This window comes from Rheinheimera texasensis DSM 17496 (genome assembly GCF_000711985.1).
In the GTDB taxonomy this organism is placed as follows: domain Bacteria; phylum Pseudomonadota; class Gammaproteobacteria; order Enterobacterales; family Alteromonadaceae; genus Pararheinheimera; species Pararheinheimera texasensis.
In genome coordinates this window covers 63,060-89,383 of sequence record NZ_KL544007.1, presented here as the reverse complement: position 1 = coordinate 89,383, position 26,324 = coordinate 63,060, and the positions used below count along the sequence as shown (strand labels likewise).

General features: G+C 53.0%; 23 protein-coding genes. 7 read left to right on the top strand and 16 right to left on the bottom strand.

Annotation, left to right across the window (positions count from 1 at the left end; translation table 11 throughout):
* Positions 1-5: 5 nt before the first annotated feature.
* The 3 genes from Q399_RS0119575 to Q399_RS0119565 all read left to right on the top strand — a co-directional run bounded on the left by Q399_RS0119575 (position 6) and on the right by Q399_RS0119565 (position 4,263).
* Positions 6-1,685 (top strand): hypothetical protein, encoded by a 1,680-nt coding sequence (locus Q399_RS0119575; protein ID WP_031571579.1) that lies wholly within the window; start codon positions 6-8, stop codon positions 1,683-1,685.
* Positions 1,686-1,878: 193 nt separating this feature from the next.
* A complete protein-coding gene (locus Q399_RS0119570; protein WP_031571577.1) occupies positions 1,879-2,886 on the top strand; it encodes an isocitrate dehydrogenase in 1,008 nt (335 codons plus the stop codon).
* Between the two features lie 165 nt (positions 2,887-3,051).
* Positions 3,052-4,263 (top strand): methyl-accepting chemotaxis protein, encoded by a 1,212-nt coding sequence (locus Q399_RS0119565; protein WP_031571575.1) that lies wholly within the window; start codon positions 3,052-3,054, stop codon positions 4,261-4,263.
* A gap of 8 nt (positions 4,264-4,271) precedes the next feature.
* Here the strand turns inward: Q399_RS0119565 and nhaR are convergent, their stop codons facing one another.
* Complete coding sequence (nhaR, locus tag Q399_RS0119560; protein ID WP_031571573.1) at positions 4,272-5,165, bottom strand: transcriptional activator NhaR; 894 nt, start codon at positions 5,163-5,165, stop codon at positions 4,272-4,274.
* 129 nt (positions 5,166-5,294) lie between these two features.
* On the opposite strand from nhaR, the gene Q399_RS0119555 reads away from it, so the two are divergent.
* The 4 genes from Q399_RS0119555 (at position 5,295) to Q399_RS21775 (ending at position 10,498) form a co-directional block, all read left to right on the top strand.
* A complete protein-coding gene (locus tag Q399_RS0119555; protein ID WP_031571571.1) occupies positions 5,295-5,963 on the top strand; it encodes a Bax inhibitor-1/YccA family protein in 669 nt (222 codons plus the stop codon).
* Between the two features lie 234 nt (positions 5,964-6,197).
* Positions 6,198-7,115, top strand: coding sequence for an alpha/beta fold hydrolase (locus Q399_RS0119550; protein WP_157836358.1), 918 nt, complete (start codon positions 6,198-6,200; stop codon positions 7,113-7,115).
* A gap of 132 nt (positions 7,116-7,247) precedes the next feature.
* The gene (gene dbpA, locus Q399_RS0119545) at positions 7,248-8,615 is read left to right on the top strand and encodes an ATP-dependent RNA helicase DbpA (RefSeq protein WP_031571567.1); all 1,368 of its coding nucleotides are present in this window, start codon (positions 7,248-7,250) and stop codon (positions 8,613-8,615) included.
* A gap of 122 nt (positions 8,616-8,737) precedes the next feature.
* A complete protein-coding gene (locus tag Q399_RS21775; RefSeq protein ID WP_031571564.1) occupies positions 8,738-10,498 on the top strand; it encodes a lipase family protein in 1,761 nt (586 codons plus the stop codon).
* On the opposite strand, the gene Q399_RS0119535 is transcribed toward Q399_RS21775, so the two are convergent.
* From Q399_RS0119535 to Q399_RS0119455, 15 genes are all read right to left on the bottom strand, one after another.
* Positions 10,495-11,346, bottom strand: coding sequence for a CLCA_X family protein (locus Q399_RS0119535; RefSeq protein WP_031571562.1), 852 nt, complete (start codon positions 11,344-11,346; stop codon positions 10,495-10,497). The two genes, Q399_RS21775 and Q399_RS0119535, sit on opposite strands and share 4 nt — an antisense overlap.
* 6 nt (positions 11,347-11,352) lie before the next feature.
* Positions 11,353-12,117 (bottom strand): dihydromonapterin reductase, encoded by a 765-nt coding sequence (gene folM / locus Q399_RS0119530; RefSeq protein WP_031571561.1) that lies wholly within the window; start codon positions 12,115-12,117, stop codon positions 11,353-11,355.
* A gap of 211 nt (positions 12,118-12,328) precedes the next feature.
* Positions 12,329-12,619, bottom strand: a complete 291-nt coding sequence (locus Q399_RS0119520; RefSeq protein WP_031571560.1) for a high-potential iron-sulfur protein — start codon at positions 12,617-12,619, stop codon at positions 12,329-12,331.
* 263 nt (positions 12,620-12,882) lie between these two features.
* Complete coding sequence (locus tag Q399_RS0119510) at positions 12,883-13,449, bottom strand: VOC family protein (protein ID WP_245612939.1); 567 nt, start codon at positions 13,447-13,449, stop codon at positions 12,883-12,885.
* Positions 13,446-14,480, bottom strand: a complete 1,035-nt coding sequence (gene hppD, locus Q399_RS0119505) for a 4-hydroxyphenylpyruvate dioxygenase (RefSeq protein ID WP_031571556.1) — start codon at positions 14,478-14,480, stop codon at positions 13,446-13,448. The genes Q399_RS0119510 and hppD overlap by 4 nt, the downstream gene beginning before the upstream one ends.
* A 186-nt stretch (positions 14,481-14,666) precedes the next feature.
* Positions 14,667-15,443 carry a substrate-binding periplasmic protein gene (locus tag Q399_RS0119500; protein WP_084164544.1) on the bottom strand — a complete coding sequence of 259 codons (777 nt, stop codon included), beginning with the start codon at positions 15,441-15,443 and terminating at the stop codon, positions 14,667-14,669.
* Positions 15,444-15,534: 91 nt separating this feature from the next.
* Positions 15,535-16,560 carry an SMP-30/gluconolactonase/LRE family protein gene (locus Q399_RS0119495; protein WP_245612938.1) on the bottom strand — a complete coding sequence of 342 codons (1,026 nt, stop codon included), beginning with the start codon at positions 16,558-16,560 and terminating at the stop codon, positions 15,535-15,537.
* A gap of 22 nt (positions 16,561-16,582) precedes the next feature.
* Entirely contained in the window at positions 16,583-17,584 is a 1,002-nt protein-coding gene (locus Q399_RS0119490) for a LacI family DNA-binding transcriptional regulator (protein ID WP_031571552.1), read from the bottom strand.
* Positions 17,585-17,659: 75 nt separating this feature from the next.
* Entirely contained in the window at positions 17,660-18,988 is a 1,329-nt protein-coding gene (locus Q399_RS0119485) for a glycoside-pentoside-hexuronide (GPH):cation symporter (RefSeq protein ID WP_031571550.1), read from the bottom strand.
* Positions 18,989-19,065: 77 nt separating this feature from the next.
* Positions 19,066-20,400, bottom strand: coding sequence for a GH1 family beta-glucosidase (locus tag Q399_RS0119480; protein WP_031571548.1), 1,335 nt, complete (start codon positions 20,398-20,400; stop codon positions 19,066-19,068).
* Positions 20,401-20,650: 250 nt separating this feature from the next.
* The gene (locus tag Q399_RS0119475; protein ID WP_031571546.1) at positions 20,651-21,364 is read right to left on the bottom strand and encodes a DUF6445 family protein; all 714 of its coding nucleotides are present in this window, start codon (positions 21,362-21,364) and stop codon (positions 20,651-20,653) included.
* 1 nt (position 21,365) lies between these two features.
* Positions 21,366-22,892: a tryptophan halogenase family protein gene (locus tag Q399_RS0119470; protein WP_211253415.1), complete on the bottom strand. Its 1,527-nt coding sequence runs from the start codon at positions 22,890-22,892 to the stop codon at positions 21,366-21,368.
* 18 nt (positions 22,893-22,910) lie between these two features.
* On the bottom strand, positions 22,911-23,960 hold the full coding sequence (locus Q399_RS0119465) for a cupin-like domain-containing protein (RefSeq protein WP_084164542.1): 1,050 nt from the start codon (positions 23,958-23,960) through the stop codon (positions 22,911-22,913).
* A gap of 3 nt (positions 23,961-23,963) precedes the next feature.
* Positions 23,964-24,689, bottom strand: a complete 726-nt coding sequence (locus Q399_RS0119460) for a SapC family protein (protein WP_031571538.1) — start codon at positions 24,687-24,689, stop codon at positions 23,964-23,966.
* 22 nt (positions 24,690-24,711) lie between these two features.
* Entirely contained in the window at positions 24,712-26,307 is a 1,596-nt protein-coding gene (locus Q399_RS0119455) for a tryptophan halogenase family protein (RefSeq protein WP_031571534.1), read from the bottom strand.
* Positions 26,308-26,324 lie beyond the last annotated feature (17 nt).

Sequence of the window (26,324 nt, the reverse complement as noted above, 5' to 3'; positions counted from 1 at the left end):
CCCCTATGAGTCAGGCCGTCGAGCAGCTGAATAGTCTGTATCAGTACCTGCAGCGTTTGTATTCACAAGCGCCGGCACTGCTCAGCGCAGGCCGTTTTCAGCTGGCTTGTGAACAAATTGCTCCGAAGTTCTGTCAGCTTTATCAACAGCAACCCGCATTATTGCATGCTCAATTAGCACTATCGTCTTCTGACCACCCGCCATTGGCGAATTTAGCAATGAAACAAGCTGTCCTGATCCTGACACTGGCGGAACATAGCCGCTGGCCCATGCTGGCGCAGGAACAGTTGCTCAGTGCCAGTTTTGCGGCGTTAAGCGGCCTGACACCAGATATGTTCAGCAAAGATTTTGCCCAACCGCAGTTGTTACAGGATCCCTGGCTGCTGACAGTGCGGCGTCATCAGCAGCAGTTACCTGCCGTTTGGCTGCAACTCTTTGCCAGTTGTTGCCGGTTACGCCAGCAGGCTGCTATCTGGCAACAAAATCCGCTGGCAACTGTGTTAGTGCTGGTCTACCAGCTGAGCTATCCGCTGGTTCAGCCTGCCACTGCCGGGAAAGTCGGCTTTGAAACCTTGTTTCGCCAGCAGTGGCGACAGGCAAATCCGGTCAATCAACAGCTATTGACTTTACTGAGTCGTAGTGGCGCCGCCTTGCATCAGCTTGGGCGTTTTTGCAGTGACAGCATCGGGGTGGTGGCCTTTATCACGGCAGCAGAGCCGGAGTTAACCGGTTATTTGTTTGATTTGAATTTAAAAAGCCTCAGTGCCACGCCGACTGAGCTGGCTGGTTCCGGTCTGCAGTTGTTACCACCAAAAGTATGCCATGACCCGGGCTGGTTGACGCTGTTGGTCCGCCAGGCACGGGATGTGCTGGAAACCGCAGATCCGGAACCTATGTCTCTGGCGCTGATCCAGCAACTGAACCCCGACTGGTCAGTCAGTCGCCAGGTCAGTTTTCTGCAAACGCATCCGGCCTTTTGCCAGTTATTATGTCAGGCCGCGTCGCAACTGAGTCGCCAGCAGACGGCCATTACCGATGTGCGGCATGCACTGGCTTTGATTGGCACAGAGCAACTCCCGGCACTGCTGCGACAATCGTGGCTGGCGCAACAAATCGCTTTATGCGCACAGCCGTGGCGGGAATGGTTCAATGAGCTCGAACAGGTATTCCAACAAGCACTGGGCCTGTTGGCACAACAGACGAAAAAACTAGAGATCTCGATAGCGCAGACCCGTCTGCTCGCAGCCTGCGTCAGCCTGACATTGCAACAGCATGACGAACTCCGGCATCAACCGTTGCACCGCGACGCGCGACCGGCACAAGCGCTGTCCACCGAATGCCGTAAGCTGTTGTGGCAACAGCCTGATTGTCTGCAACAAATCGCTCAACTGTTGGCGGCAACCGGCTTTGGCTTGCTTTGGCAGGACGCAGTGCTGCAGTTTCGCAGCCCTGTGGGTATGCAGGCCGACTACAGCCAGCAACAGAGCGCCCAGCTGTTCATCCAGTTTGGCTGGACTCTGACTGAACTGTATTTCTTTGGCAGTACAACAACACCGGCACAGCTGGAAACACTCTATAAAAATGCTCGCCATGCCCTTGATTTACCAGCGATTCCGCTAAGTGAATGGTTGTTGCAGCTAACCCAGCACTGTGCTGCATCCTGGCCACTGCAACCTAAACTGTAGTTTTCTTTCATCATTTTCCGCTATATCCATTATAAACAGCGCTTATAGCACAGGCATGCTGCCATTCTGGTAACGAATAACGAAAAATGCTATAGTCGAGTCGTTCCGCCGGAGTCCAGACCTCAGACCAGAGGCTCAGCAGAGCCCAAGACTCCTGCATTTGTTTCAGCCAAATCCACCACAAAGGTTAGCTATGAGCGCACAAGTTATTACTGTTATCAAAGGCGACGGTATTGGTCCAAGTATTGTCGACGCCGCTATTGCGATTCTGGACAAAGCCGGATGCGATTTTCAGTATGAGTATGTCGATGCCGGCCTGACAGCCCTGGAGAAAACAGGCGAGCTGCTGCCACAAGCCACGCTGGACGCTATTGCCCGTAACAAAATCACCTTAAAAGGCCCACTGACCACGCCGGTTGGCGAAGGTTTCACCTCTATTAACGTGACCTTACGCAAGAAATTTAATCTGTATTCCAACGTGCGTCCGGTGATCTCCTTTAAAGGAACCAAAGCGCGTTACGAGAATATCGATATCATCACAGTGCGCGAAAACACCGAAGGCATGTACTCAGGTGCTGGTCAGGTAGTCAAAAACGAAGGTGAATTGGCCGAAGCCATGAGTATTGTGACCCGCGAAGGCTCAGAACGGATCGTCGAATTTGCCTTTGAACTGGCCCGTCGTGAGCAGCGCAAAAAAGTCACTATTGTGCACAAAGCCAATATCCTGAAATCAACCTCTGGTTTGTTTCTGAAGACAGCCCGTGAAGTCGCGGCCCGGTACCCGGATATTCAGGCCGTCGAAATGATCGTGGATAACGCATGTATGCAGTTGGTAATGAACCCGCAGCAGTTTGATGTGATTGTCACTACTAACCTGTTTGGCGACATTCTGTCCGACCTCTGTGCCGGCCTGGTTGGCGGTCTTGGCATGGCGCCTGGCGCCAATATTGGTAAAGATTGTGCGATTTTTGAAGCTGTCCATGGCAGTGCACCGGATATCGCCGGTAAAAATCTGGCCAACCCAAGTTCAGTGATCCTGGCGTCGATCCAAATGCTGGAGTACCTCGGTATGAAGGACAAAGCGCAGCGTATTCTGGCGGCTGTGACTGATGTGATCGCCAGCGGCGACCGCACCACGCGCGACCTTGGCGGTACACACGGCACTACAGATTTCACTCAGGCGGTGCTGGAGCGCCTCTGAGCAATCATCAGCTCAATACGAGTCAACTGAACAAGGCTGCCACCGGGCAGCCTTTTTTGTCGCAAATTTATGACCAATCATAGCGAAGGCTGATTTACCGCAAACTGCTGAAACTTTGCTATGGTAGATTCTGCAACAGTCACAATCAGTTAGCGGGAGTCCGGCATGGGTTGGTTTTCAAGTCTGTATACCACGGTAGAGCGCACCTTTTTTGACAGCCTCAGCAAAAAAATCATCGGGAATATCGGTTTCCTGACCATCATTTTTTGGCTGGCACTGTATTTTGCTTATCCGGATACCGGCGGCGCCAGCAGTGCCTGGTGGACCACGTTGCTGCTCGGCACTGCTGCATTTTTCTTTACCATCGGCTATCTGATTTACCTGATAGTCAGACCCGTGCAGGCGCTGGTGCAGGCGCTGCAAAAAGCCAATCAAAAAGGCACAGACTTAAATCACCGGTTACCAGCTTTTACTTATGACGAATTCCGCACTCTGTCAGAAGAATACAACCAGTTTGTCAGTCAGCTCGCTGAATTACTGACTCAGTTGCATCATCAGGCCCAACACACTCATCAAATCAACGAACAAGTCAGCAGTGCGGTGAAAACTACCCGCAGCCATTTGCAGGCGACAGAACAACGCAGCGAAAAAATCCGCAGTGAAAGTGACCATGTGCTGGACCAGCTGGCCGCCATTGTCAGCACCGGTGACCAGATGAATCAGATTGCCCAGACCACAGTCACCAAAGCAGCAGACGCCAGCAGCGGCATGCAAGCCATTTCAACCCAGTTGTCCGGCATCGTTCAGCTGCTGGAAACCTTTGGCGCGACAGTCGAGGGTCTGCAGAAAAATTCTGAAAATGTGCGGCAAATTCTGCAAATGGTAGAGAACTTCTCAGATCAAACCAACTTGCTGGCGCTTAATGCGGCAATCGAAGCGGCACGGGCCGGCGACGCAGGCCGCGGTTTTGCCGTCGTTGCTGACGAAGTCCGCACTCTGGCAGCGAAGGTCAATGAGGCGACCCGGCAAATTTCCGGCTTTCTCAATGATATGGAGCGGCTGGTGCGCGATACCCGCGCCGAATCGGAACGGCTGAATGAACAAGCCGGTCAGGCGCAACAAACAATCGGTATGACAGCCAGCGAATTTACCCAGCTGCAACAACAGCTGAGTCAGGCTAAACAAGGTGTGCAGCAGATCACAGGGTCAGTGCTGGATCTGGAACAAAGTTACCAACAGACCCACCAGCATCTGAGCGCCATTGAGCAAGGCACCACAGATGCTTATCAGCAGATGTCGTCGATTGAAACTGCCGGCCAGACGCTGTTAAAAGCCACTGCAGAGACCCAGCAGCAACTCGGCCGCTTTGCTCATTAGCCCTGTGTTTATCGTTGTGCCAGCGCCTGCACCAACTGTAACACCGCCGGATGCGTGAGCTTACGCTCCGGCGAGATCGCATAGAACACCTCTTTAACCTGGTCGGTACGACCAACCACTTCTACTTCATATTGCCGGCAGATGGCCTCTTCAATCAGACTCGGCGCAGAAAAGACCCCAAGTCCCTGCTGACCAAACGCTTTCATCAGCGCGCTGTCATCAAACTCAGCAATAATCTGGCCACTGACCGCACATTGGGCAAACCACGCATCCAGCCGCTGACGGATAATCGACCTTTTGCTCTGCAGCAATAATGGCTGCTGATGTAAACAAGCGGGAAAACTGACGGCTTTTAAGCTGGCAGCCAACGGCGGACTGGCAAAAAAGCTGGTGCCGGATTCGACGATTTGATGACTATAAGCTTTCAGTGGGCTGGACGGCGACAATGGCTGATCGGTCAGCACTAAATCCAGCTTGTTTAACGCCAAATCTGCCAATAGCTGGCTTTGTTCGCCTTCAACACAAATCAGCCGCAGTTGCTCCGGCAAAGTAAACACCGGCTTTAACATTTCATAAATAAAGGCCTTCGGCAGGACATCCGTCACACCGACGGTGAATGTCTGCCACTGCACGCCGTGGTTGCCTTTTAACACGGCACGCAGTTCATCGCCTAAGCGGAAAATATCCTCAGCGTAGCGATATGTGACGCGGCCAAGCTCAGTCAAGCCCCATTTTTTACCATTTCGGACAAACAACGCCGTACCGGTGCTATGCTCCAATGCAGCCAGCTGCCCACTGATTGTCTGGGCTGTCACATGCAGCTGCTCACTGACCCTGGCGATACTGCCCTCTTTCGCCACCAGATAAAAATAATACAGCTGATTAAAATTGACCGGCGTCATACAACCACCATCTAAGTTATAAACTGATTTGACATTAGGTATATTCGATTTTACCGAATAGCACAATCTTTGTTTTAATGCAGTCAGTTTAAACCAGCTGGCAACAGCTCAATTCAAACCGGAGTGCATATGACCACATATCATCAACAGGCCTACAGCGGCGCTCTCGGCGTCGAACAGGCCAACAAAGTTCTGCGTAACACTTATTCCCTGCTGGCGATGACCCTGACGTTCAGCGCAGTGATGGCTGGCATCAGTGCCAGTATGAATTTGCCGCATCCTGGCATTTTGATCACGCTGGTCGGCTATTTTGGTTTGTTGTTTTTCACCACCAAATTCCGCAACAGCGCCATGGGGCTGGTCGGTGTTTTTGGTCTGACCGGCTTTATGGGTTATACCCTGGGTCCAATCATCAATCGCTACCTGGCACTGCCAAACGGCGGTGAGATTGTAATGCTGGCGATGGCCGGTACTGCGGCAATATTTTTTGCGCTGTCAGCCTACGCGTTAGTGAAGAAAACCAATTTCAGTTTTATGGGCAGTTTCCTAACCGTTGGCATCCTGGTCGCTTTCCTGGCCGGCCTGGGTGCCGTCTTTTTTGAGATTGCGGCGTTAAGCCTGGCGGTGTCTGCAATGTTTGTATTGCTGATGTCCGGCATGATCCTGTATCAGACCAGCGAGATTGTGCATGGCGGCGAGACTAACTACATCATGGCGACTGTCAGTTTGTTTGTCTCGATTTTTAACCTGTTCACCAGCCTGCTGCAGCTGCTGGGTTTTATGAACAGCGATGAGTAACTAAGTTTTATTGTTGGATTTTTCCCAGTTCATGTTCCGTTAGTAAGACCCTTGAGCAACTCGACACCCGCTCTTTGCCCCCGTTTTCGGGGGCTTTTTTTTTACCCGCCAGAACAGGGCTGGTTTCACAGACAAGTTCTGTTACAAAGCCGTGCCTGCAAAACCGCTGTCAGCGCATGGCGAACCTGCTAAGTTAATGCCGGTTTTAATAATGGTCGTGCTGAGGTTCTGCCTGTGGTTTCCATTCTGGTGAGGTTCATCCAACGTGGCTTGGTGTTTGTGTTGCTCAGTTTCGCCGCTTTGGCGCAGGCTGAGTCCGGCTATGCCGGCAACATTTATTACCAGACTTTTGGCAGCGGCACACCGGTATTGATCATCAATGGCGGTCCGGGTCTGGATAGCGCCGGCTTTGAAGCTGTAGCAAAAACCATCGCAGCGCAAGGCTATCAGACTATTTTGTTTGACCAGCGCGGCACCGGTCATTCCAAGCTCAGCAGCATTAACGCCGACACCATTCAACTGGCGCTGATGGTGCAGGACATCGAACAGCTGCGCCAGCAACTGCACATCAAACAATGGGTCATTCTGGGCCATTCTTTTGGCGGCATGCTCGGCGCAGCTTATGCGGCGAAATACCCACAACATATCCGCAAACTGATTTTCTCATCGTCGGGCGGCCTGGATTTGCAGTTTCGCGATCAAATTGCCGAACGGCTGCTTAACAATCTGAGCCTGCAGGAGCAAATCCGTATGCAGATGTATCAGCTGCGCCAGCGCAGTGGCGACGATTCTGAAGGCACCCGGGACACCTTAGCGCAGCTGCGCGCCCGCGCTTATGTGGTGGATAAATCCAAAGCACCATTGATTGCGGCGCGGCTGAAAGTAGTCAACATGACCATTAATCAGCTGGTATTTGCTGATTTGGAAAAAAACCATTTTGATTTGAAGGCGCAATTTAAGCAGTTCAAGGCGCCAGTGCTGGTACTGCAGGGAGAAAATGACATTATCAGCACTGAGACCGCTCAAACTATTGCCGGCAGTTTTTCCAAGGCGGAGCTCGTACTGCTGCCTCAGTGTGCGCATTATGGCTGGTTGGATCAGCCAGATTTATATTACAGCGCGGTCTTTCGCTTCTTAAAAGCCAACTCCTAGCAGCGCACGCAACTCGGATGGTGTCACATCGCCTGTCCAGCGGAAAAAGCGCAGACTGCAACACCGAAAAACATTGACCAACCGGTGAAAATCTATACACTGCGCCGCTCTTTTCCCTGCGCCGAGTGACCGATGAATCCGACCGATATCCAGCTGAAACCTGAACTGCAACAAAATCTGAACGACCTTGGATTCACCACCCTGACACCGGTGCAGCAGGCCAGTTTGCCGCTGATCCTGGCCAGACAGGATTTGATTGCACAGGCGCAGACCGGCTCAGGCAAAACGGCCGCTTTTGCACTTGGCATACTGCAGTTACTCGACGTTAAACGTTTCCGTATTCAAAGCCTGGTGTTGTGCCCCACCCGTGAGCTGGCAGATCAGGTTGCCAGCGAGATCCGCAAACTGGGCCGGGCTATTCACAATATTAAAGTACTGACCTTATGCGGTGGTGTGCCGTTTGGCCCACAACTGGGTAGTCTGGAGCACGGCGCGCATATCATTGTCGGTACGCCGGGCCGGATTGAAGAACATCTGCAAAAAGGCTCGTTACAACTGCAGGATCTGAACATGCTGGTGCTGGACGAAGCCGACCGCATGCTGGAAATGGGCTTTGCGCCAAGTTTAGATGCCATAGTGCAGCAAACACCGGCGAGCCGGCAGACGCTGTTATTCAGCGCAACCTTTCCAAAACAAATTGAACAACTGGCCAGCCGGTATCTGCGAGAACCAGCACGGGTACAGATTGAGACCGCCGACAATAAACCCGCTATCGAACAACAATTTCACGCCGTGAGCCCTGAACAGCGCTTTGCCGCTGTAGAGCTGTTACTGAAACAACATCAGCCGGTGTCAGCGGTGTTATTCTGTAACCAAAAACGCGAATGTCATGACTTATGGCAGTACCTGGCAGATCAGGGTTTTGCTGCCCTGGCGCTGCATGGCGACCTTGAGCAACGCGACCGGGATTTGACGCTGATCCGCTTCAGCAACCAAAGCGCCAACGTGCTGGTCGCCACCGACGTCGCCGCGCGTGGTCTAGATATTCAGGGGCTGGATTTAGTGGTCAATGTGCAGCTGGCGCATGATACTGAAACCCATGTCCACCGCATTGGTCGTACCGGCCGCGCCGGCGCATCGGGCCTTGCGGTCAGTCTGGTCGCCCCGGCCGATGACTATAAGCGCGCATTGCTGGCCGATTTGTATCCACAGGCCGAACACCTGTTGCCGCTGCCGGACGCGTCATTACGCCAGCGCCCGCCACGCACCCCGGCGATGGCCGCGATTTGGATCGACGGTGGTAAAAAACACAAATTGCGTGCCGGCGACATCGTTGGCGCCTTGACGGTGGACCAGCAAATCGACGGTAACCAGATTGGCAAAATTCAGGTTACTGAATTCCACTCTTATGTCGCAGTGCCGGCGGCCAAGGCCAAACATGCGCTGAAACTGATCAGTGCCGGCATTAAAGGCCGTAACTTTCGCTGCCGGATCTGCTAATCCGGCTTTACATGCCACAGACGCGGTCACTCCGCGTCAGCTCTCCAATGCAAACCCTACTGGGCAGTCCGCTAAATTCCGGCTAAGCTCGAACATCGGTTCAGCTGCACAGGGAATGGGTTATGTCTGGTCTGGAAATGCTTGATGCTTTTATCGGGCTGGTCGGAATTTATTTGACCTTAAGTTTATTAGTTACCGCCATTGGTGAAGGTATTAGTCAGGCGTCCGGTATGCGCGGCCGCAACTTACGCCAGGTGTTCATCGGCCTTGTCGGCAAAAGCCGCACCACAACCTTTTATCAGCATCCACGCATCCGCCAGCTGATGCAATATGATGTCCCCGGCAATGTCTTGCGCAAACTCTGGTTACACCTTGGGTTTGGCCTGCCCTCTTATATTCCGGTGGATATCGCCACCGAAGTGCTGCTGGAGCAACAACTCGGCGCACCGCTGTCCCAGCTCAGTCAATCGCCGCTGGAGATCCAACAGCGGCTGGAACACCTGCCGGCTTCAGCTACACGCAGCAGTTTGCTGCATTTCTGGCAACAAGCCCACGCCGATCCGCAGCAATTTCAACTGTTAGTTCAGGACTGGTTTAATGACCGCTGTGACCGGGCTGTCGGCTGGTTTAAGCGCAAACTGGGCATTCTGCAGCTGTTAATTGGCCTTATTGTCGCCATCGGTATGAATGTTGATTCCATCGCCTTGTACCAAAAATTATTCTCAGATCCGATCGCCCGCCAGCAAGCAGTCTTACTGGCAGAAAATCTGGCTGCCAATCCACAACTGGCAACAGAACTGTGCCGGGAAGATAAAACCCAATGTATGGACACGCTGGCACTGAAACAACAACTGACACAAACAGCGCCATTATTGGGCCATCAGGACGACTGGTCATGGCCCTGGCAAGCGCCCGCTGCCTGGCTCGGTTATCTGCTGACTGGTTTTGCCTTGTCGTTAGGTGCCCCCTTCTGGTTTGATATTTTGCAGAAGCTGATGGCGGTCAAACAAAAATTCCGGCCCAGCACAGCAACCAGCAGCGAAGTCAGCGCTGAAACACAAAGTAGCAATTCAACGACCGCACCGACTGCGATGAGCAACAATACGTCTGCAGTTATCAGCAAAAAACCAAACCCGGTGGCAGCAATGGATTTACAGCTCGCCCGTTTATCGGATTTGGTTTATCTGAATGGGCCTCAGCTCGATTTGGAATTACAGACATTTTTACTCAGCGGGCAGTTACGTTCCGTCGGCCAGGACACGCAATATTTATACGCCCGTGGCATGGACTATGATGTGCTGATCTGCCGCGGCACGGAAGGCAAACTGGCGGATATCCGCACCGATGCGCAGTGCCCGCTGGTCAACTGGCCTTTGGGCAGCAACAGCAAAGCCCATCAGGGGTTTAGCGCACAAGCCGATGTCATTCTGGCTGACCTGAGCCAACAACAGCCGCAGGCAGGACTGGAGCGACCGCTGTGGATCACCGGCCATAGTTTAGGCGGCGCGCTGGCGATTTTGCTGGCGCTGCAGTTTAGTCAAAAGCCCGGCAGCAAACTCGCCGGCGTCGTGACTTTTGGCCAGCCTAAAGTCGGTGACGCGCAGCTAAGTCAGGCCATCACCGCGCAGCTGTTGCCATTCTATCGCCGTTATGTCAATCAACGCGACATAGTGCCCAAGCTGCCACCACTACTGGATTACCGCCATAGCGGTCAGCTGTATTACTTTGATGATTTGGACCAGCTGCAGCTGAATCCGCCGCGCTGGCTGATGCTGCTGGATCAGGTGTTATGTAATGCAGATCAGGCTGAAGCGGCATTACGGCAACATCTTGATGACCATAAAATGAAAAACTATGTCAGTTTGTTGGTCAGGCAGCTTTAGCTGCCGGCCTGATTCAGTCTTGGTCTGGTCAGCGCTTGCCCCAGCCGCTGAAAGTACCCCAGCCAGTGTTCCGCCAGCCGGCTACTTTCGGCGGCATCCGGATAAAGCGCAACACGCCATTGTTGTTCTGCGGTCTGCTCTACCTTCAGACTTTTTTGGCTTCGCCAGACAGTCCCACTAACTAAAAAACTATTTTGCAAACTCTGGCGCTGCAGCATGTTTTCGAATGCCCGGGCGCATAACTCTTCCGGCAGCGCGTAATACAAAGTCCCCTTGCTGCTGTCGGCAGCTGCACTGCGCTGAAAATACGCCGACGGCTGAGCGCCATCAGGTGCCAGTAAACAATGCGCAAATCCTGCGGCAAGCAATTGATTCAGCGGATGAGGCTGTAAAGCAGCGCCATGCAACCAGCTGCGACTCGCGAAATCGCCGGGTTTGGGATCTATACAAAGCCGACTGGAAATATAATGGTCAAAGGCATGAAACCACTCGTGTGCCAGCGAGCCACCGCCGGCGTTTTTAGCCAAAGCCAAAAGCCGACCCTGTGGCTGGTAAAAGGCGCAAGTACCCGGCTCGCCACCAATCCCAAAACTAAGCGCCAATGAGCCATTGAGCGAAATCACCTGCGGCGGCACCTGCAAGAGCAATTGCAGGTCTGACAGCGCATCAAAAAATAAATTAGCCGCCAGCTGGGTTTCGGTCGCGTTGACCCAGCGGCCGATTTTTATCCGGCGAAAATCAAAGATTTTGACGATATCACCGAAGCTGACATCCGCCCCGGCCCGATGCTGCGGACCATTACGAAAATACGGCCGCTGAATTCGCGGCACCGGCGCATGTGGCTGCATTTGCGGTCACGGCAGTTTCAGATGCCGGCCACCGTCCAGTGCCAACACGCGGCCGGTGATATAACGGCTCTGCAACAGGTAGAGAATGCTTTGCAGCACTTCCGCCGGCCCGGGCTCAATTTCCATCAAAGATTTTTTCAGCGTAAAAGCACGGTACTCGGCGCTGTCGCCTTCATTAAACATCAGCAGCGCCGGCGCTATCGCATTGACTTTAACCTGTGGCGCCAGCTGGCGTGCCAGCGACAACACCAGATTCTCCAGTGCGGCCTTGGAGGCTGCGTACGCCATATGGTTACAGCTGCCGGTATTCACGGCAAAATCGCTGATAGCGATAATGTCCGCGGCCTGTGGCTGTTCTGTGGTTAACAGCGGCGCCAGCGCGCGACTGAGTAAATAAGGTAATTTGGTGTGAATACGGAACATGTCATCAAAGACCGCAGCATCCGCGCTGAGCTGCGCCAGCAGATCGCCGCTGGTCTGCACTTCACCGGCCCAACTGGAGGCATTGTGGATCACAGCGCGCAGTGGCAATTGCTGTTGCTGACATAAATCACCGACGGCTGCGGCCAGGTCCGCGACCTGCAGCGCTAAATCGCTGTGTGGTGTAATGTCCAGCGCCAGACAAACCACCCCGGCCTGGCGCAACTGCTCCACGCCGGCTTTGGGCTGACGGTAAGTCGCAATCACCTGATAACCGGCCTGTTGCAGCCCTAGTGCACAATGTAATCCCACCCGCTGCGCCGCACCGGTGATCAAAACCATTCCCGTCATAGTTACTCCAGAGCAGATTTTCGCTGAATTATGCCAGATGTTGACCTGCTCCGGCGAGGCGGACTGCATTCAACTGCGCGGCATATACGCAGGAAGAGCACGGAGTGATCAGCCGGTGCATTGTGGTTGTTGTCAAACATCGGCTGCGGCCTGACTGCCGGGCAGAAAAAAAGCGCCGGCGGCGCTTTTTTCAGTCAGAACACAGTGATGATTAAGCGGCTTTCATCCAGCCCGCACACCAGCCGCCTTTCGCCACCAGCTTACCACTGAAGATGGCACAGCCGCCGGTCTCGCCTTTGGCATCTTTGGCATAATGCATACAGTTGCCACAGGTTTGGTCGGCTGTGGTGGATTTCGCGACATATTTCATCGCCACCGCCATCGGATCATCTGCTTTAACAGCTTCCTGCGCCACGGCATTGAGGCTGACGCCGCCCATGGTGACGCCGATTAAAGTTGCTGAAGAGAGTTTTAAAAAGGAACGACGATCAAGTTGAGACATTACTTGCTCCTGTTGCACGGTAGATATCAATTTTTTGTTGTTTGCTGTCGAATTTTATTTGGCAGAAACTGCAGTTGGGATTTGGTTTGCGCCCAAATCCAAAACATTTACGCACCGAACTGCAGTATGGATGATTTTGCCAGCTCTGCCCGTCGCAAATATTGATCCGGCGCAGTTTCTGACGAGAAAAGCGCGGGAGCAGAACTATCCCGCGCCGTTACAGGGATTCAACCCTTGGTGCTGTGGTTTTGTTTTACAAGGTTTCAGGCAGGTTCGGTAAACTCCTGCTGATGCAGCCAGGCAGCCTGTTTCGGCGCCTTTTTGGTTTGCGACCACTCCTCCAGCATCTGCCACTTCACTGCATCAAGCTGTCGCAGCATGGCAGCAGTTGCAGTGACACAGGTCAGCTCAATACGATGGCCATTAGGGTCAAAGAAATAAATTGAGCGGATAATTTCGTGGTTGGTCGGCCCGACAACGGCTATACCACGTTGCTCCAGCTCAGTTTTGGCTGCCAGCAAGGCTGCTTCATCATCGACCTGCAGTGCAATATGCTGCACCCATTCCGGTGTATGCGGGTCTTTGCCCATTCGTGCTGAATTCGGCAATTCAAAAAACGCCAGAATATTGCCTTGCCCGGCGTCTAAAAACACATGCATATAAGGGTCCGGCGCTTTGGTCGAGGGCACCTGATCTTCGGCAATGGCCAGCATAAAATTCATGCCCAGCACATCATGATAAAATTGCACTGTCTCTTTTGCATCATGGCAACGGTAGGCCACATGATGGATTTGCCGGACTTTTATGTTGCTGGTTGAAGGCATGGTCATAACAGCCCCCGTTTTTGCTGATCGCGTTCAATCGATTCAAACAGCGCCTGAAAGTTGCCTTCGCCAAAGCCTAAGTTGTCAACACGCTGGATAATCTCGACAAAAATCGGCCCAAACAGGTTTTTGGTGAAAATTTGCAGCAGATAACCGTCATCGCCGCCATCGACCAGCACCTGATGTTGCTGAATACGCAGTTTGTCTTCGCGAACCTGCGGCACGCGGGCAAAGGCTTTGGTGTAATAATCCTCGTGGATGTCCAGCGTATCGATGACCTGATGATCCAGTTTGTCGAGTGAATCCAGAATATTGTCGGTCAGAAAAGCGATGTGCTGCACACCGGGACCGTTGTATTCCCGCAGAAATTCGTCGATTTGGTTGCGGTCGTCGCCTTTGCCTTCGTTGATTGGAATGCAGAAGCTGCCATCCGGCGAGCGCAGTGCATAAGACAACAGTGCCGTTTGCTGGCCTTTGATGTCGAAATAGCGTACTTCGGTAAAACCAAACACGTTTTTGTAAAAGTCAGCCCAATGTTGCATGGTGCCTTTGACCACGTTATTAGTCAGATGATCGATACAGCTGAAGCCTAAATCTTCAACAATAGCCGGTTCATCATGCGGCTCAAAATCGCGTTGATAAATCGAATCAGCGCAGTGAAAACGGTCAATAAAATAAATCAGGCTGTCGCCAATACCGTAAATTGCCGGATATGGCAGGTCTGTCGCGGCCGGATCTACACCGCGGGCACCGCGTTCCAGCGCAATACGCCTTGCGGCAACCGCATCATCAACCCGCCAGCCCATGGCGCAAATAGCCGGGCCATGGCTGCGGCTGAAGTCGGCCGAAAAGCCGCTGCGCTCACGGTTTAATAAGATGTGGATATCGTTTTGCTGATAATAATCAATGGCTTTCCCCTTAAACTGCCGGGTTCTGGAAAAACCAAAAGCCTGAAAAACCTGATGTAGATAGCTGCTGTCGGCGGCGGCGAATTCGGTAAATTCGATACCCCGCAAGCCCAATGGATTGTGCTGCATGTCGGCCTCAAGAAGTGAAAATATTGTAAACTCAATAACCACTTCACGATAAAGGCGAGAGCCAGGCCTATTGTTGATATAGATCAAAGTCGCTGCCAAACCAACAAAACCGGCTGGACCACAACTGTCAGCATTCACTGACAAAAAATGTCAACGAAACAGAAAAATATAATTAGATTTAGTCACTTATGGTGTTTTAACTTTATTGGACCGCACTTCCGGCATGGCTTCGACAAACAAGCGCGCCACAATGCGCTGATATTCGCCACTGCGTTTCATCTCATCCAGCGCCTGCTGTAACGCCTGCACTTGCGCCGGCGGCACCGCCAGATTCAGTGCCAGATAGTTATCACCTTTGGTTTCCAGTTCCAGCACCGGCTCCACCAGTTCAACCCTGCTGTTGTGAGCAGCAAGCCAGGCCGGCATCACCAGTTCAGAGCCGATAATCAAATCGACTTTTCCTTGTAGAAACAGCGCTATAGGCGCCGACTTTGACGGAAAATCCAACAAGTTTTTGCCGCGGACAAAGCCATTCTGCAGCAGAAATTCTTCGTAAACGTCTCCCCGTGCCACAGCGATGCCAAATTGCTGCGCTTGTTGCAAATCCTTTGGATTGACCTCTGGCCGGCTTTTCAAGCGGTATAAAAATGCCCGGGATGAAGCCAAAGGCCCCACCCACTGAAACTTAGCCTGACGCTCTGGCGTGCGCGATGTGGTAAAGAGGCCACCTTTCGGGTTCTGTAAGGTGTATTCATAAGCCCGTAACCAGGGATACAGCTGCATACTGCATGCTGTATTGGTGATTTCACAGAGGCGATGAATGATTTCGGCGTTGATGCCGGTGATTCGGTCGCCATCCTGATAGTTGTATGGCGGAAAATGTTCAGTCAGCAGCTGCAGCGAGGCAGCCGCATATATCGGACCTGCGATAAAAAACAGAACAGTGCAGAACAAACGACACATTGGCGAAAACCCTGACAACCGCGGAGCTTAAAAGCACTATGCCAGAGTTACTGCGCAAAAACTACGCGGATCAGGCCGGCAACGTTTTATGTTAAGGCCTGAGTTTGATCCGCAGCAGATATTGACTGGCGGTGATATAAAGATAATGCCCATCTTCACTGAGCGCCACATTCGCCGCGGCCACGCCGGTGTTGATCAGTCCCAGCACTTTCCCAGCCGCATTGATGACCCAGACGCCACCAGGCCCTGTCGCCAGTAAAATACCGTTCGGCAGCACTTTTAACCCATCCGGTAAGCCTTCGGCTTTGGCAACTTCTGCCGTCACATCCAGCCAGAGCACTCCCTGCTGATATTGGCCATTGGCGCTGCGCTGAAAACGCCACCACTGTGCCGCCTTGGGATCTGAATTGGCCACATACAAAAACTGTTCATCCGGGGACACAGCAAGCCCGTTTGGCCGGGTCAAAGCACTACTGATAAGGCTCACCACACCATCAGGCGTGAGCTGATAGACCCCATTGTGTGTTTGTTGTTTGTCCGCCGCCTGATCGCCCCCTTTTAAACCATAAGGCGGGTCGGTAAATAAATAACGGCCATCTTTGAGTTCTATCAGGTCGTTTGGACTATTCAGCACCTTGCCCTGATAGTTCCCAATGAGGGTGCGAAACGTCGCTTGTTGCCCCTGCTGTGCGGTACGGATGGCCAACCGGCGATCACCGTGCTGCGCCAGCACCAGTTCGCCTTTTTTGTTGAAGATCAGCCCGTTGCTGCCTTGCTTCAGCGCAGATGGCTGAAAGCCGGTAGCACCTGAAGGCGACATATACAGCTGTGAACCTGTCGCTTCTGACCAGCGCCAGATTTGGTTTTTCGGCACGTCAGAAAACAACACAGCGCCGTTGCCGGGTTCTGCCACCGGACCTTCGGCCCACTGATGGCCGGTCGACAAAATCTCCAGTTTTGCTGTTGCATCAATCACCTGCAGCAGCGCAGCGTCCCGCACTTCAACCGGTTGCTGCGGCAGTTCAGCCGGCCAGCCTCCGGCGGCCTGTTCTTCAGTCACGCCGGCGAATGGCATCAACAGCGTAGTGATCAGACACAAAGGGCGGAACAGAGCCATCAATCCAGTCTCCGAAAATGTTTTATTGGGCGCGAATGGCAGAGCCACGCACCACCAGTTCAGGTTCAAACACATTATTGACCTGCGTCTGGTCGTCGGCATAAACATGACGCAGCACCCACAAGGCTGCCATCTTGCCCATCTCATGGATAGGGTTGTTGACGGTCGTCAGCTTAGGTGAAATGTATTTGGCAAAAGGAATGTTGTCGTAACCGATCACAGACAGATCCCTTGGGATCACCAGACCACGTTGCAGACAAACGGCAATAGCACCGGACGCCATCTGGTCGTTGGCGCAGACCAGCGCCGAAAACGATTTACCGGTTTGTAGCAGCGCCAACATGCCGGCTTCACCACCCTCTTCTTTATAATCACCTTCGATATAAAGCGCCGGGTCATACACCAGGCCACCTTCAGCCAACGCACGCTGGTGGCCAACCAAACGCTCCATCGCGTCATGTTTGTTTTTTGGCCCTGAGATATACGCAATGCTGCGATGGCCTAAATCCACCAGATGACGGGTGGCCAGATAACCGCCCAGTTCGTTATTAAGGTAAATGCAGCTGGGTTCCATCGCCTGAATGTAGCGGTTGATCAGCACAATCGGCACTGAACGCTGACTCAGCTGTACCAGATATTCATCCGACACCGCTTCAACATCAAGAATGAGCGCATCACAACCGCGACTGAGCAGAAATTCAACGCTGTCTTGCTCCACTGCTGCGTCGCTATGGCCAACCGCAATGATCACATGTTTATTTTGCGCGCGCAGCGCCGCTTCAATTTCGGCCATCATCGGGCCGTAATACGGACCGTCCAGTTGCGACACCAGCACACCGACACTATTTGACACATTGGACGCCAGTGACTGCGCAATGGTATTGGGCCGGTAATCCAGCTCAGCCATCGCATCCAGCACTTTTTGCCGGGTTTTTTCGCTGACATTGCTGTTTTTGTTAATGACCCGGGACACTGTCGCCAGCGACACGCCGGCGCGCAGTGAGACATCGTAAATCGTAGCCATCGGTCTGATGAGCCCCCAAGCTGTGCTTTGATAAACCCAATAGTATCAGCTTTTTAGCTGTGCCTCTTTGACAATTTAACCGGCGCTTTGCTTCAACTGCGCCTGAATCGACGCCACTTTGGCGGTATCCAGCAGATAATGCCGCATCACGATAGCAACAATCACTGAACCAATGGCCGGGAACAAGCTGAATGACAATAAAATGCCATTGCGGGCCGTTTCCGTTTGCTCGGTATCAGCCTGATAGCCATAACCGGCCAACAGCCAGCCGGCAGCGGCACCACCCAACGCCAGCCCCAGTTTGATAAAGAAAATAATCGACGAATACACCATGCCTGTGGTGCGGATGCCGGTTTTCCACTCGCCATAATCAACCGTATCAGCCATCTTGGCCCACAACAACGGCGTGGCGGCATTAAAGCAGAAGTTCCAGGCGATAAAGACGGCAAAAGCGAGACTCAGCTGATCCGCAGCAATCCAGTAACTCAGTGCACAGAAAAACGCGGCTGCCAGTTGTAAACCGATGTAGGCCTTCACTTTTTCGACCTTTTTCGCCAGTGGGTTGGCAACGATACACCCCAGCATACTGCCGAACATGCCCAAAGTAATGAATAAAGTGATGTCATCCGGCGCGCCAAGATAATATTTGACGTAATAAATCGCCATGGTGTTTTTCAGCACATTACCGGTCAGCAAAAACAACGCGGCCACAGATAACACCCGCCATTGGTCATTTTGCCATAAGGCTTTAAAATCCTGACGGAAATTGGTTTTGCGTTCAAGAACGGTCTGTACCCGCTCTTTGGTGCCGGCAAAACAAAGTAAAAACATCGCCACACCGGCGACGCTCATCAACAGAATCGTCAGCTGATAACCTTTGGCTTTATCACCGGCGCCAAAATAATCCACCAGCGGTAGCGTCAGCGCCGACACCAATAAACCACCGATAAAAGCGCAGACAAAACGGTAAGACTGCACCGATACCCGCTCCTGCGGATCTGCGGTTAACACGCCGCCTAACGCGCAATACGGAATATTGACTGCGGTATACACCAGCATCAGCAAGGTGTAAGTGACGAAGGCGTAAATCATTTTGCCCTGGTCGGACAAATCCGGCGTGGTGAAAGCCAGCACACTTAAAAGGCCAAAAGGAATAGCGCCCCACAAAATATAAGGCCGGAACTTGCCGTGTTTACTCTGAGTGCGGTCGGCGATAGCGCCCATCAACGGGTCTGTCACTGCATCAATAATGCGCACGGCGAGGAACATAAAACCAATATAAGCCGGCGCTAAACCAAAAATATCGGTATAAAAATAAGTCAGAAACATCATGACCGTCTGGAACACGATATTACTGGCGGTATCACCAAGACCGTATGCGATCTTCTCCCGCTTGCTGAGCATAAGCCACCCTGTCGAAGTTGTTGATTTGTTGTAGTTTTATTCGGCGCAGCGTTGGCGCCGTTTTTTATTATTTGTGCTTAGCCTTTGCGGCTTAAGCTCAGGTCGCGAAAGGCTAAACCGCTTTGTTTAATCACGCGCTGCTGCGTGGCGTAATCGACATACACAATGCCAAAGCGTTTCAGATAACCTTCAGCCCACTCGAAGTTATCCATCAGGCTCCAGGCGAAATAACCACGCACATCCACACCTTGCCGCATCGCATTATCCAGTGCCAGCAAATGTTGCTGATAATAACCAAGCCGCATATCGTCCTGCACCTTGCCATCCACCAGCTCATCAGCACCGGCCGCGCCGTTTTCCATGATATAAAGCGGTGGTAACGGGTAACGGCGGTGTAAATCCAGCAGCAGATCAGTAAAAGCCTGCGGATAAATTTCCCAGCCAATATCAGTTTTGGCAACGCCGACCTGATCGACCACGACAAAACCCTGCTGTGCATCGGCGCGATAGACATGCCGGGTGTAGAAGTTTATGCCCAGATAGTCCAGCGGCGCCGCGATAATGTCAAAATCACCGGGCTGAATTTGCGGCTGTTCTTCTGCCGAAAGCTGACTGAAACATGCCGGATAAGCTTTATCAAACAAGGGTTTGATATACCACTGATTAAAGTACTGGTCAGCATAATCTGCTGCTGCAACATCAGCCAGCGCATCCGTTTCGGCATAACAAGGGGTGAAATTTAACACGATACCATGTTGTGCCTGCGGCGCGTTTTGCCGGAGTTTAGGCATGGCAAGGCCGTGCGCCAACAGCAAATGGTGCGCACTTTGCCGGCCCCAGCCTTTGTTCTTTAAACCCGGTGCGTGCACGCCTATTTCATAACCGAGGTAAGAGCTGCAAAACGGCTCATTCAGAGTAGCCCAGGCATCAACCAGATCCGCCAGCGCTTTGGAGATTTTGTCGGCATAATCGGCAAAAGCGTAGGCTGTGGCGCGATTACGCCAGCCGCCCTCGTCTTCCAGATATTGTGGTAAATCCCAGTGATACAAAGTGACAAAAGTGCGGATGCCTTGCGCTTTTAACGTGCCAAGCAGGTCACGATAAAACGCCACGCCGGTTGGATTGAGTTCGCCATTTTGTTGCATTACCCGCGGCCAGGACAACGACAACCGATATGCATCCACACCAAGAGACTGAATGAGCTCTACATCCTCGCGCCATAAACGGATATGGTCACAAGCCACAGCACCGTGACTGCCATCACGAATAGCGCCGGGCTGGGTGCAAAAAGTATCCCAGATACAAGGGAGCCGGCTATCCAGCCCCCCTTCAATCTGAAAGGAAGATGTGGCAACACCAAATACAAAATCGGTGTTTAAAATGCGGGAATCCGCTGGCAATTGTAATGTCATGCTGGTCTCTTTGCTGTGCTGCAAGGTCGTCTTGTCATGTCCCCTGACCGGGTTCGTCTGTAACGCTGCCTGGTTTGGGCAGGTCACAGATCTTATTTTGTAAGCGCTTTCAATTGACTGTAACAACAGCTCAGCGAATGGTCAAGCAGACAAAGAGAGCAGATTGAAATTTCGTATTTTTTCTTAGCTTTTCAGCAATAAATGTCACTTTGTTAGCGCTTTCAACACAGCTATTACCAGGTACAAAGAATCATTGGGACGCTTTGGGCTGAAACTGCACAAACACGTTGGCTGTCAGCCGGCCGGTCAGCGGATCTGCAGACAAGTCTGTCGCCGGTTCCACTAAAGCCGAATGCAGTAAATGGCCGGGATAAATCAATAAACGGTTAGGTTTATAAGCAAGCTGCTGATAAAGGCAGAAAAACGGCGTTTCAGCAGACGGAAAGCCAGGTGCAGCCCCACCTTGAGCCGTGAGCTGTTGTTGCAAGGTGCTGAAGTACTGCTGTTGCTGCTCTGGCGAAATCTTGTCAAAACCGGTCGCTTCGTGGCGGAAAAAACCGGTACCGCCATGCGGGCCTTCGGCCAAATAATGCAAAATCGCCAGATGCAGCGGTTCAGCTTTGTCAAAATGCGGCAAGCGCTGCAGCGGCTGCAGCTTTTCAGCAGGAGTGGTCAGCAACGACAAATACCACTGTTGCGGCACTAACCGATAGTCCGGCGGTGGCTGCACCAGCTGCAATAACAACGGATACACGGCTTCCAGTACAGCACGGGCATAGGCCTGTGGCATCTCAGCCCGAATGCCAGGGTAATACGACGCTGTGTCTTCGCGAAAGCTGGCCGCTAAAGCATCCTGACGGATCCGGGACAGGTCCGTCAGCGCATCATCAATCAATAAAGCGCGCGTGCGGCTTTGGCCTAATTCCAGCCAATGCACCTGCGCATGTGGATTAAAGGCATACACCTTACATCATCCGACTTTTGCAGTAGTGCTGCACAAAATCATAGTGCGGTGGCCATGCCTGCACCTGCCTTGCCACATTGGTTTTGATATTGGCAAGGAACTGGGCGAGCTCCGACTGTGGCATCAAATCAACAATCGGATGGTGTTGTTTTGGTTTCAGACCCTGCCCCAGCATGACCTGGATCCAGGAGCTTTCGCCGAACAGTTCCTGAGCAAATTTATACACCTTGCCAGCCTCACCAAACATCTCGATGCGATGCGCTAACGATGGCGGGATCTCCATCGCCGCGCAATGGCGCCAGAAGGCACTGTCGCTGCGCTCCGTCACTTTGTAGTGCAGGATAATAAAATCGCGGATGTTCTCCATTTCGATTTTGGTCTGCTGGTTAAATTCATCGACATCGGCCTGAATCACTTCGCCAGCCGGCATCATCTGTAACAGCCGGATAATACTGCGCTGAATCAGGTGGATACTGGTCGATTCCAGCGGCTCCAAAAACCCGCTCGATAAACCAATAGCAATACAGTTTTTATTCCAGTGTTTGCGCCGGGTGCCGGTACGGAATTTAATCAGCCGCGGCTCGGTCAGCATCTCGCCCTGCACATTGGCTTTTAATAAGGTTTTTGCATCCATATCAGACAGATATTTGCTGCAATAGACCAGGCCATTACCAACACGGCTTTGCAGCGGGATGCGCCATTGCCAGCCGGCCGGATGCGAAATCGAGCGGGTATAAGGCACCGGCGTACCGGTCGACACTGTTTGTACGGCCACAGCGCTGTCACAGGGTAACCAATGCGTCCAGTCGTCGTAACCGGTCATCAACGTCTGTTCAATCAACAGGCCACGGAAACCGGTGCAATCGATAAATAAATCACCTTCAAGCAGCTGGCCGGATTCTAGCAACAGCGCTTTAATAAAACCGTTTTGCGGATGCTGCTGTCCGTTTACATGCTGTTGCTCATACACATGCTGTTGTACCTCGGCGATTTTGCCCTCGATACGTTTAACGCCATGGGTTTCGGCGATACCGCGCAGAAATTTGGCATAAAGGCTGGCATCAAAATGGTAGGCATGGTTCTGATCCTGCCCTGCCAGCGCCGCAAAACGCCCTTCGCGCGCGGCCAGATGCTCAGCGCAATAATCGCCAATCTCGGAAGCCAACCCCATTTCACGGCCTTTGAGCCAGAAATGCTGAAAACCACAGGCCCAGCAGTCTTTGCCTAAAAAGCCAAAAGAGTGCAGATAGTCTTTGCCCACGTCGCGCCAATTTTCAAACATGATGCCGAGCTTAAAAGTGGCGTTGGTCGCGGCCATCATGTCGGCTTCGTTGATATTGAGCAGGCGATGGTACAGATGCAAAGTCGGGATAGTCGCTTCGCCAACGCCGACAGTGCCAATCTCGTCAGACTCGACCAACGTCACATCCAGCTGTTTGCCCATCAGTTTGCCAAGGGCTGCCGCGGTCATCCAGCCTGCAGTGCCGCCGCCGGCGATCACCACCCGTTGTTTTTTCATCATCTGCATCTGTCCAATCCTGTTGTTTTATCGTTGTAATTTCTGAATGATCAGGCTTCGAAGCGCCCGCGCCGTGGCTTCATCCAGCGGCTGACGCAACAAGCCCTGCGCCGCCGGTGGCAGTTCTGTACCACCGCCCGGTTCGTCGGCAAAAATGTAATAGTCAAATAACGCCTGCCAGGCTTTGCGCTGCGCTTTGGGTAAATGGCGGATGCTGAGCATGGCACTCAGCAACGCATTGTTTGGCCGACCGAGATATGCCGGTGTGTCACGCCACCAGTGCGTCAGCAGTAAATTTACGTCGTCCAGCGCTTCAACATGGTGCCACCACATCGACGGCATAAAAAGTACATCGCCAGGCGCTAAGGTCACCTGAAAACCAGCGGCCAAAGCGTCGGCAAAACGCGGAAAACGGTCAAAATCCGGTGCGGCAAAATCCACCAGACTGACATCCTGCCCTCCCGGCGCAAATTCCATCGGCCCCGGATACAGATTCACCACCTGCTCAGGCGGGAACAAGGTAAAACGGCGATGGCCAACCAGATTACAAGCCAGGTTATGCGGGAAATCATAATGCGCCGCGATGCGGCTTTTGCTGCCAAGCCAGATACTGACTAAAGCCTGCGCTGCGCCCGGCCCCCCATTAAGTAAGCCTTGCAGCGGCAGCTGATGCTGTTCGCGGATGCCGGGGAAATACTGGCCGACTTCAGTTGAACCCATATAAATCGAGGCGCCGCTGGCGCTTAGCGCCGGGTCCAGCAGCCGCTGACATAAATCAGCAAAAGGCAGCGGGCCGCCCTGATAGTTAAAGCCGGAAAAATCCGCGTTGTAAAACACCCGGCCCCGGGTTTCAGGCGGCAAATAGCAGGCGCTCACCGGCAAACCGGCACTGTAGCTTTGCAACAAGTCCAGCGCGGCCGCCGGACTTTTTAAACCGGCCTGCGTCAGCGGCCAGTCGCGGCACAGGCCACGCAGTACCAGCGGCGCTTCGGCGTTTTTTAACACAGCCGTGAGCAGCGCCGCATCCGGCGACTTGCCTGGCTCAGTTGTGAGACTCAGTTCCGCGACCGGCTGCACGTTTTATAACCCCAACTGTTGGTTTTTCAGCGTCACCAGCTGCCGGATCTGCGCTTGTGAGGCGATCATCAGATAAATCGCTTGCAGGTAACCATGCTGATGCAATTGCGCCAGTGCTGCACCATCAAGATTTGCCAGCTGCTCTTCAGCGATGGTCAAAAAACCCACCAGCTGATGGCTGCTGCCGTCTTTTAAAGTGACATTGACCGTCACCGGTTCCAGCAGCTGATATTGCTCCAGCAACGCGACGAAATTGTTTGCATCCTGCATACCCAAATGCAGTGTTTCCAGCATACCCGCCATATCCTGCAGAAACGGCGTCTGGCCGCCATAAGGCAAAAACAGCGGCTCGCCTTCATCTTTACTGACACGTGGATGGTCCAACGCAATATGCAAAACGCGTTGCTCCCGCACCATGCCGTCTTCCCGCACTTGCTGACGGCCGATTAAAAACGGCTGTCGACGTACCGACAAAGGCAGATATTGCTCCTGCCAACCGTCGGCCAGAAACAGATTCTCGCCATGGCGAAAGCCAAACAGCGCGACCGGATAAGTTTGCTGGCTCTGATTATCTTTGAAAAAAAACAGCGGATAACAGGCCGCACAACTACGAAATTCCAGCGGGAATGTAGTGGCAAACCATTGATTGTCGCCGTACTTCGCGCCACGCGCCGTGATCACACGCAGATCGACATGGTCGGCGGCATTTAATAAAACAGTGTTGGTCATGCGGCAATCCCTCTCTTCATTTTTAGTTTTGGTTTTTCAGCGCCAGCTGTTGCAGCAATTGCCGGTTATCCGGCAGCAGTTGCTGCAGCCTGGTTAAATCCTGATAGTTTTGCGCAAACAACGCGCGGGCACGTGCCTGTTGCGACGGTTTGGCCGCTAACGTCTGCGTCAGCGCACCCATGCCGTACAACACATATTGATAGCTGGCGGCGGGAAACAGCAAATCCTGATAAGCAAAATCAAGCGGTTGCGGCACTTGCTGCTGCCACAGCTGTAGCTGGTCCTGTAACGTCTGCGGAATAGAGGCGCTATCGCGGTGCGCGCGCCAATACGGCGTGTCGCGTTTGGACAACACATAATGCAGCTTCAGAAATTCGATAATTTGTTGCCAGTGGCGCAGGAAAGTCCGGTTCATTTTGGCACCAGCCAGGCTGTATAACGCCGGATCAAGCGGTAGCGCGGCGGCCAAGGTTTTGGCACTCCATTCGACCAGAGCCAGCGCTGAGGCTTCCAGCGGTTCGATAAAACCCGCCGCCATGCCAACAGCGACACAGTTGTGCTGCCAGCAGCCATTACGATAGCCCGGCTTGAATTGCAGCTGACGCGGTTCTGCCTGCTCTGCAAAAAACAGCGCCGCCTGTGTGCTGCTACCTGCCGTTTTTTTCAGATAATTCCGCAGACAGGCATCGGCTTCGTCGTCAGAGCAATAATCGCTGGCATACACAAAACCGACGCCACGGCGGGTCGGCAGGCCAATATCCCAAACCCAACCACTGTCTTGTGCAGTTGAAATGGTATTGCTGGCAATCGGCGTGTCGGCATCCGGATAGGGCACCTGCACCGCCAAAGCGCGATCGTTAAATAATATATCTTTGACGCTGGTGAGCGGCGTCTGCAGTGCTTTTCCGAGCAACAAAGATTGCATGCCGGTGCAATCGACATATAAGTCAGCCTGATAAACACCAAGCTCAGCGCTGCCTGCGGGCGTCGCCAGCAATTTGTCGATAGCGCCGTCAGCACGCAGCACCACCTCTTTTAAATGTGCCGGCACATAACGGACGCCAAGTTTGTCCTGACAATGGCGCTGCAATAACGCAGTAAATTTGCCGGCGTTTAAGTGGTAGCCGTAATTGAGTACCGGCTGATAATCCGGTGCCTGGGGCAAACGCGGCGCAAAACCGGCCTTGCTTAACTGATATTGCGTGGTGACGGCATCGGCAAAAGCGATGTCGCCAGCAAAAGGCAACCAACAACCGGCCAGATTAAATTCCGGCCAACCAGCCGGCAGCATGAACGGGTGCAAATAGTGGCTGCCGGGTTCTAACCAGTCGACAAACAAAGAGCCTTGTTTGGCGCTGACGTCGCAGCAACGGAAGAATTCGGTTTCAGAAAGACCAATCAGCTTTAACGTCTGGCGCATCGAGGGCCAGGTGCCTTCGCCGACGCCAATGGTTGGCACATCGGGCGATTCCAGCACAATGACTTGTACCCGCGGCTGCGCCGCCAGGACACCTTCATCGAGATTGTGCGTGGCACTCAGTACCGCAGCCGTCAGCCAGCCGGCAGCACCACCACCAACAATCAGCACTTCAGTTTTTGCAGGAGGACAACTTGGCATCGGCCTGACCTTTTACC

Bases quoted from the DNA above. Each gene is read 5' to 3' on its own strand.
- Q399_RS0119455 (WP_031571534.1), bottom strand. From the start codon at position 26,307: ATGCCAAGTTGTCCTCCTGCAAAAACTGAAGTGCTGATTGTTGGTGGT.
- Q399_RS0119460 (WP_031571538.1), bottom strand. From the start codon at position 24,689: ATGACCAACACTGTTTTATTAAATGCCGCCGACCATGTCGATCTGCGT.
- Q399_RS0119520 (WP_031571560.1), bottom strand. From the start codon at position 12,619: ATGTCTCAACTTGATCGTCGTTCCTTTTTAAAACTCTCTTCAGCAACT.
- Q399_RS0119495 (WP_245612938.1), bottom strand. From the start codon at position 16,560: ATGGCTCTGTTCCGCCCTTTGTGTCTGATCACTACGCTGTTGATGCCA.
- hppD (WP_031571556.1), bottom strand. From the start codon at position 14,480: ATGCAGCACAATCCATTGGGCTTGCGGGGTATCGAATTTACCGAATTC.
- Q399_RS0119500 (WP_084164544.1), bottom strand. From the start codon at position 15,443: ATGTGTCGTTTGTTCTGCACTGTTCTGTTTTTTATCGCAGGTCCGATA.
- Q399_RS0119565 (WP_031571575.1), top strand. From the start codon at position 3,052: ATGGGTTGGTTTTCAAGTCTGTATACCACGGTAGAGCGCACCTTTTTT.
- Q399_RS0119535 (WP_031571562.1), bottom strand. From the start codon at position 11,346: ATGCAGCCACATGCGCCGGTGCCGCGAATTCAGCGGCCGTATTTTCGT.
- Q399_RS0119480 (WP_031571548.1), bottom strand. From the start codon at position 20,400: ATGACATTACAATTGCCAGCGGATTCCCGCATTTTAAACACCGATTTT.
- Q399_RS0119570 (WP_031571577.1), top strand. From the start codon at position 1,879: ATGAGCGCACAAGTTATTACTGTTATCAAAGGCGACGGTATTGGTCCA.
- Q399_RS0119575 (WP_031571579.1), top strand. From the start codon at position 6: ATGAGTCAGGCCGTCGAGCAGCTGAATAGTCTGTATCAGTACCTGCAG.
- nhaR (WP_031571573.1), bottom strand. From the start codon at position 5,165: ATGACGCCGGTCAATTTTAATCAGCTGTATTATTTTTATCTGGTGGCG.
- Q399_RS0119510 (WP_245612939.1), bottom strand. From the start codon at position 13,449: ATGACCATGCCTTCAACCAGCAACATAAAAGTCCGGCAAATCCATCAT.
- Q399_RS0119485 (WP_031571550.1), bottom strand. From the start codon at position 18,988: ATGCTCAGCAAGCGGGAGAAGATCGCATACGGTCTTGGTGATACCGCC.
- Q399_RS0119470 (WP_211253415.1), bottom strand. From the start codon at position 22,892: ATGCAGATGATGAAAAAACAACGGGTGGTGATCGCCGGCGGCGGCACT.
- Q399_RS0119490 (WP_031571552.1), bottom strand. From the start codon at position 17,584: ATGGCTACGATTTACGATGTCTCACTGCGCGCCGGCGTGTCGCTGGCG.
- folM (WP_031571561.1), bottom strand. From the start codon at position 12,117: ATGACGGGAATGGTTTTGATCACCGGTGCGGCGCAGCGGGTGGGATTA.
- Q399_RS21775 (WP_031571564.1), top strand. From the start codon at position 8,738: ATGTCTGGTCTGGAAATGCTTGATGCTTTTATCGGGCTGGTCGGAATT.
- Q399_RS0119555 (WP_031571571.1), top strand. From the start codon at position 5,295: ATGACCACATATCATCAACAGGCCTACAGCGGCGCTCTCGGCGTCGAA.
- dbpA (WP_031571567.1), top strand. From the start codon at position 7,248: ATGAATCCGACCGATATCCAGCTGAAACCTGAACTGCAACAAAATCTG.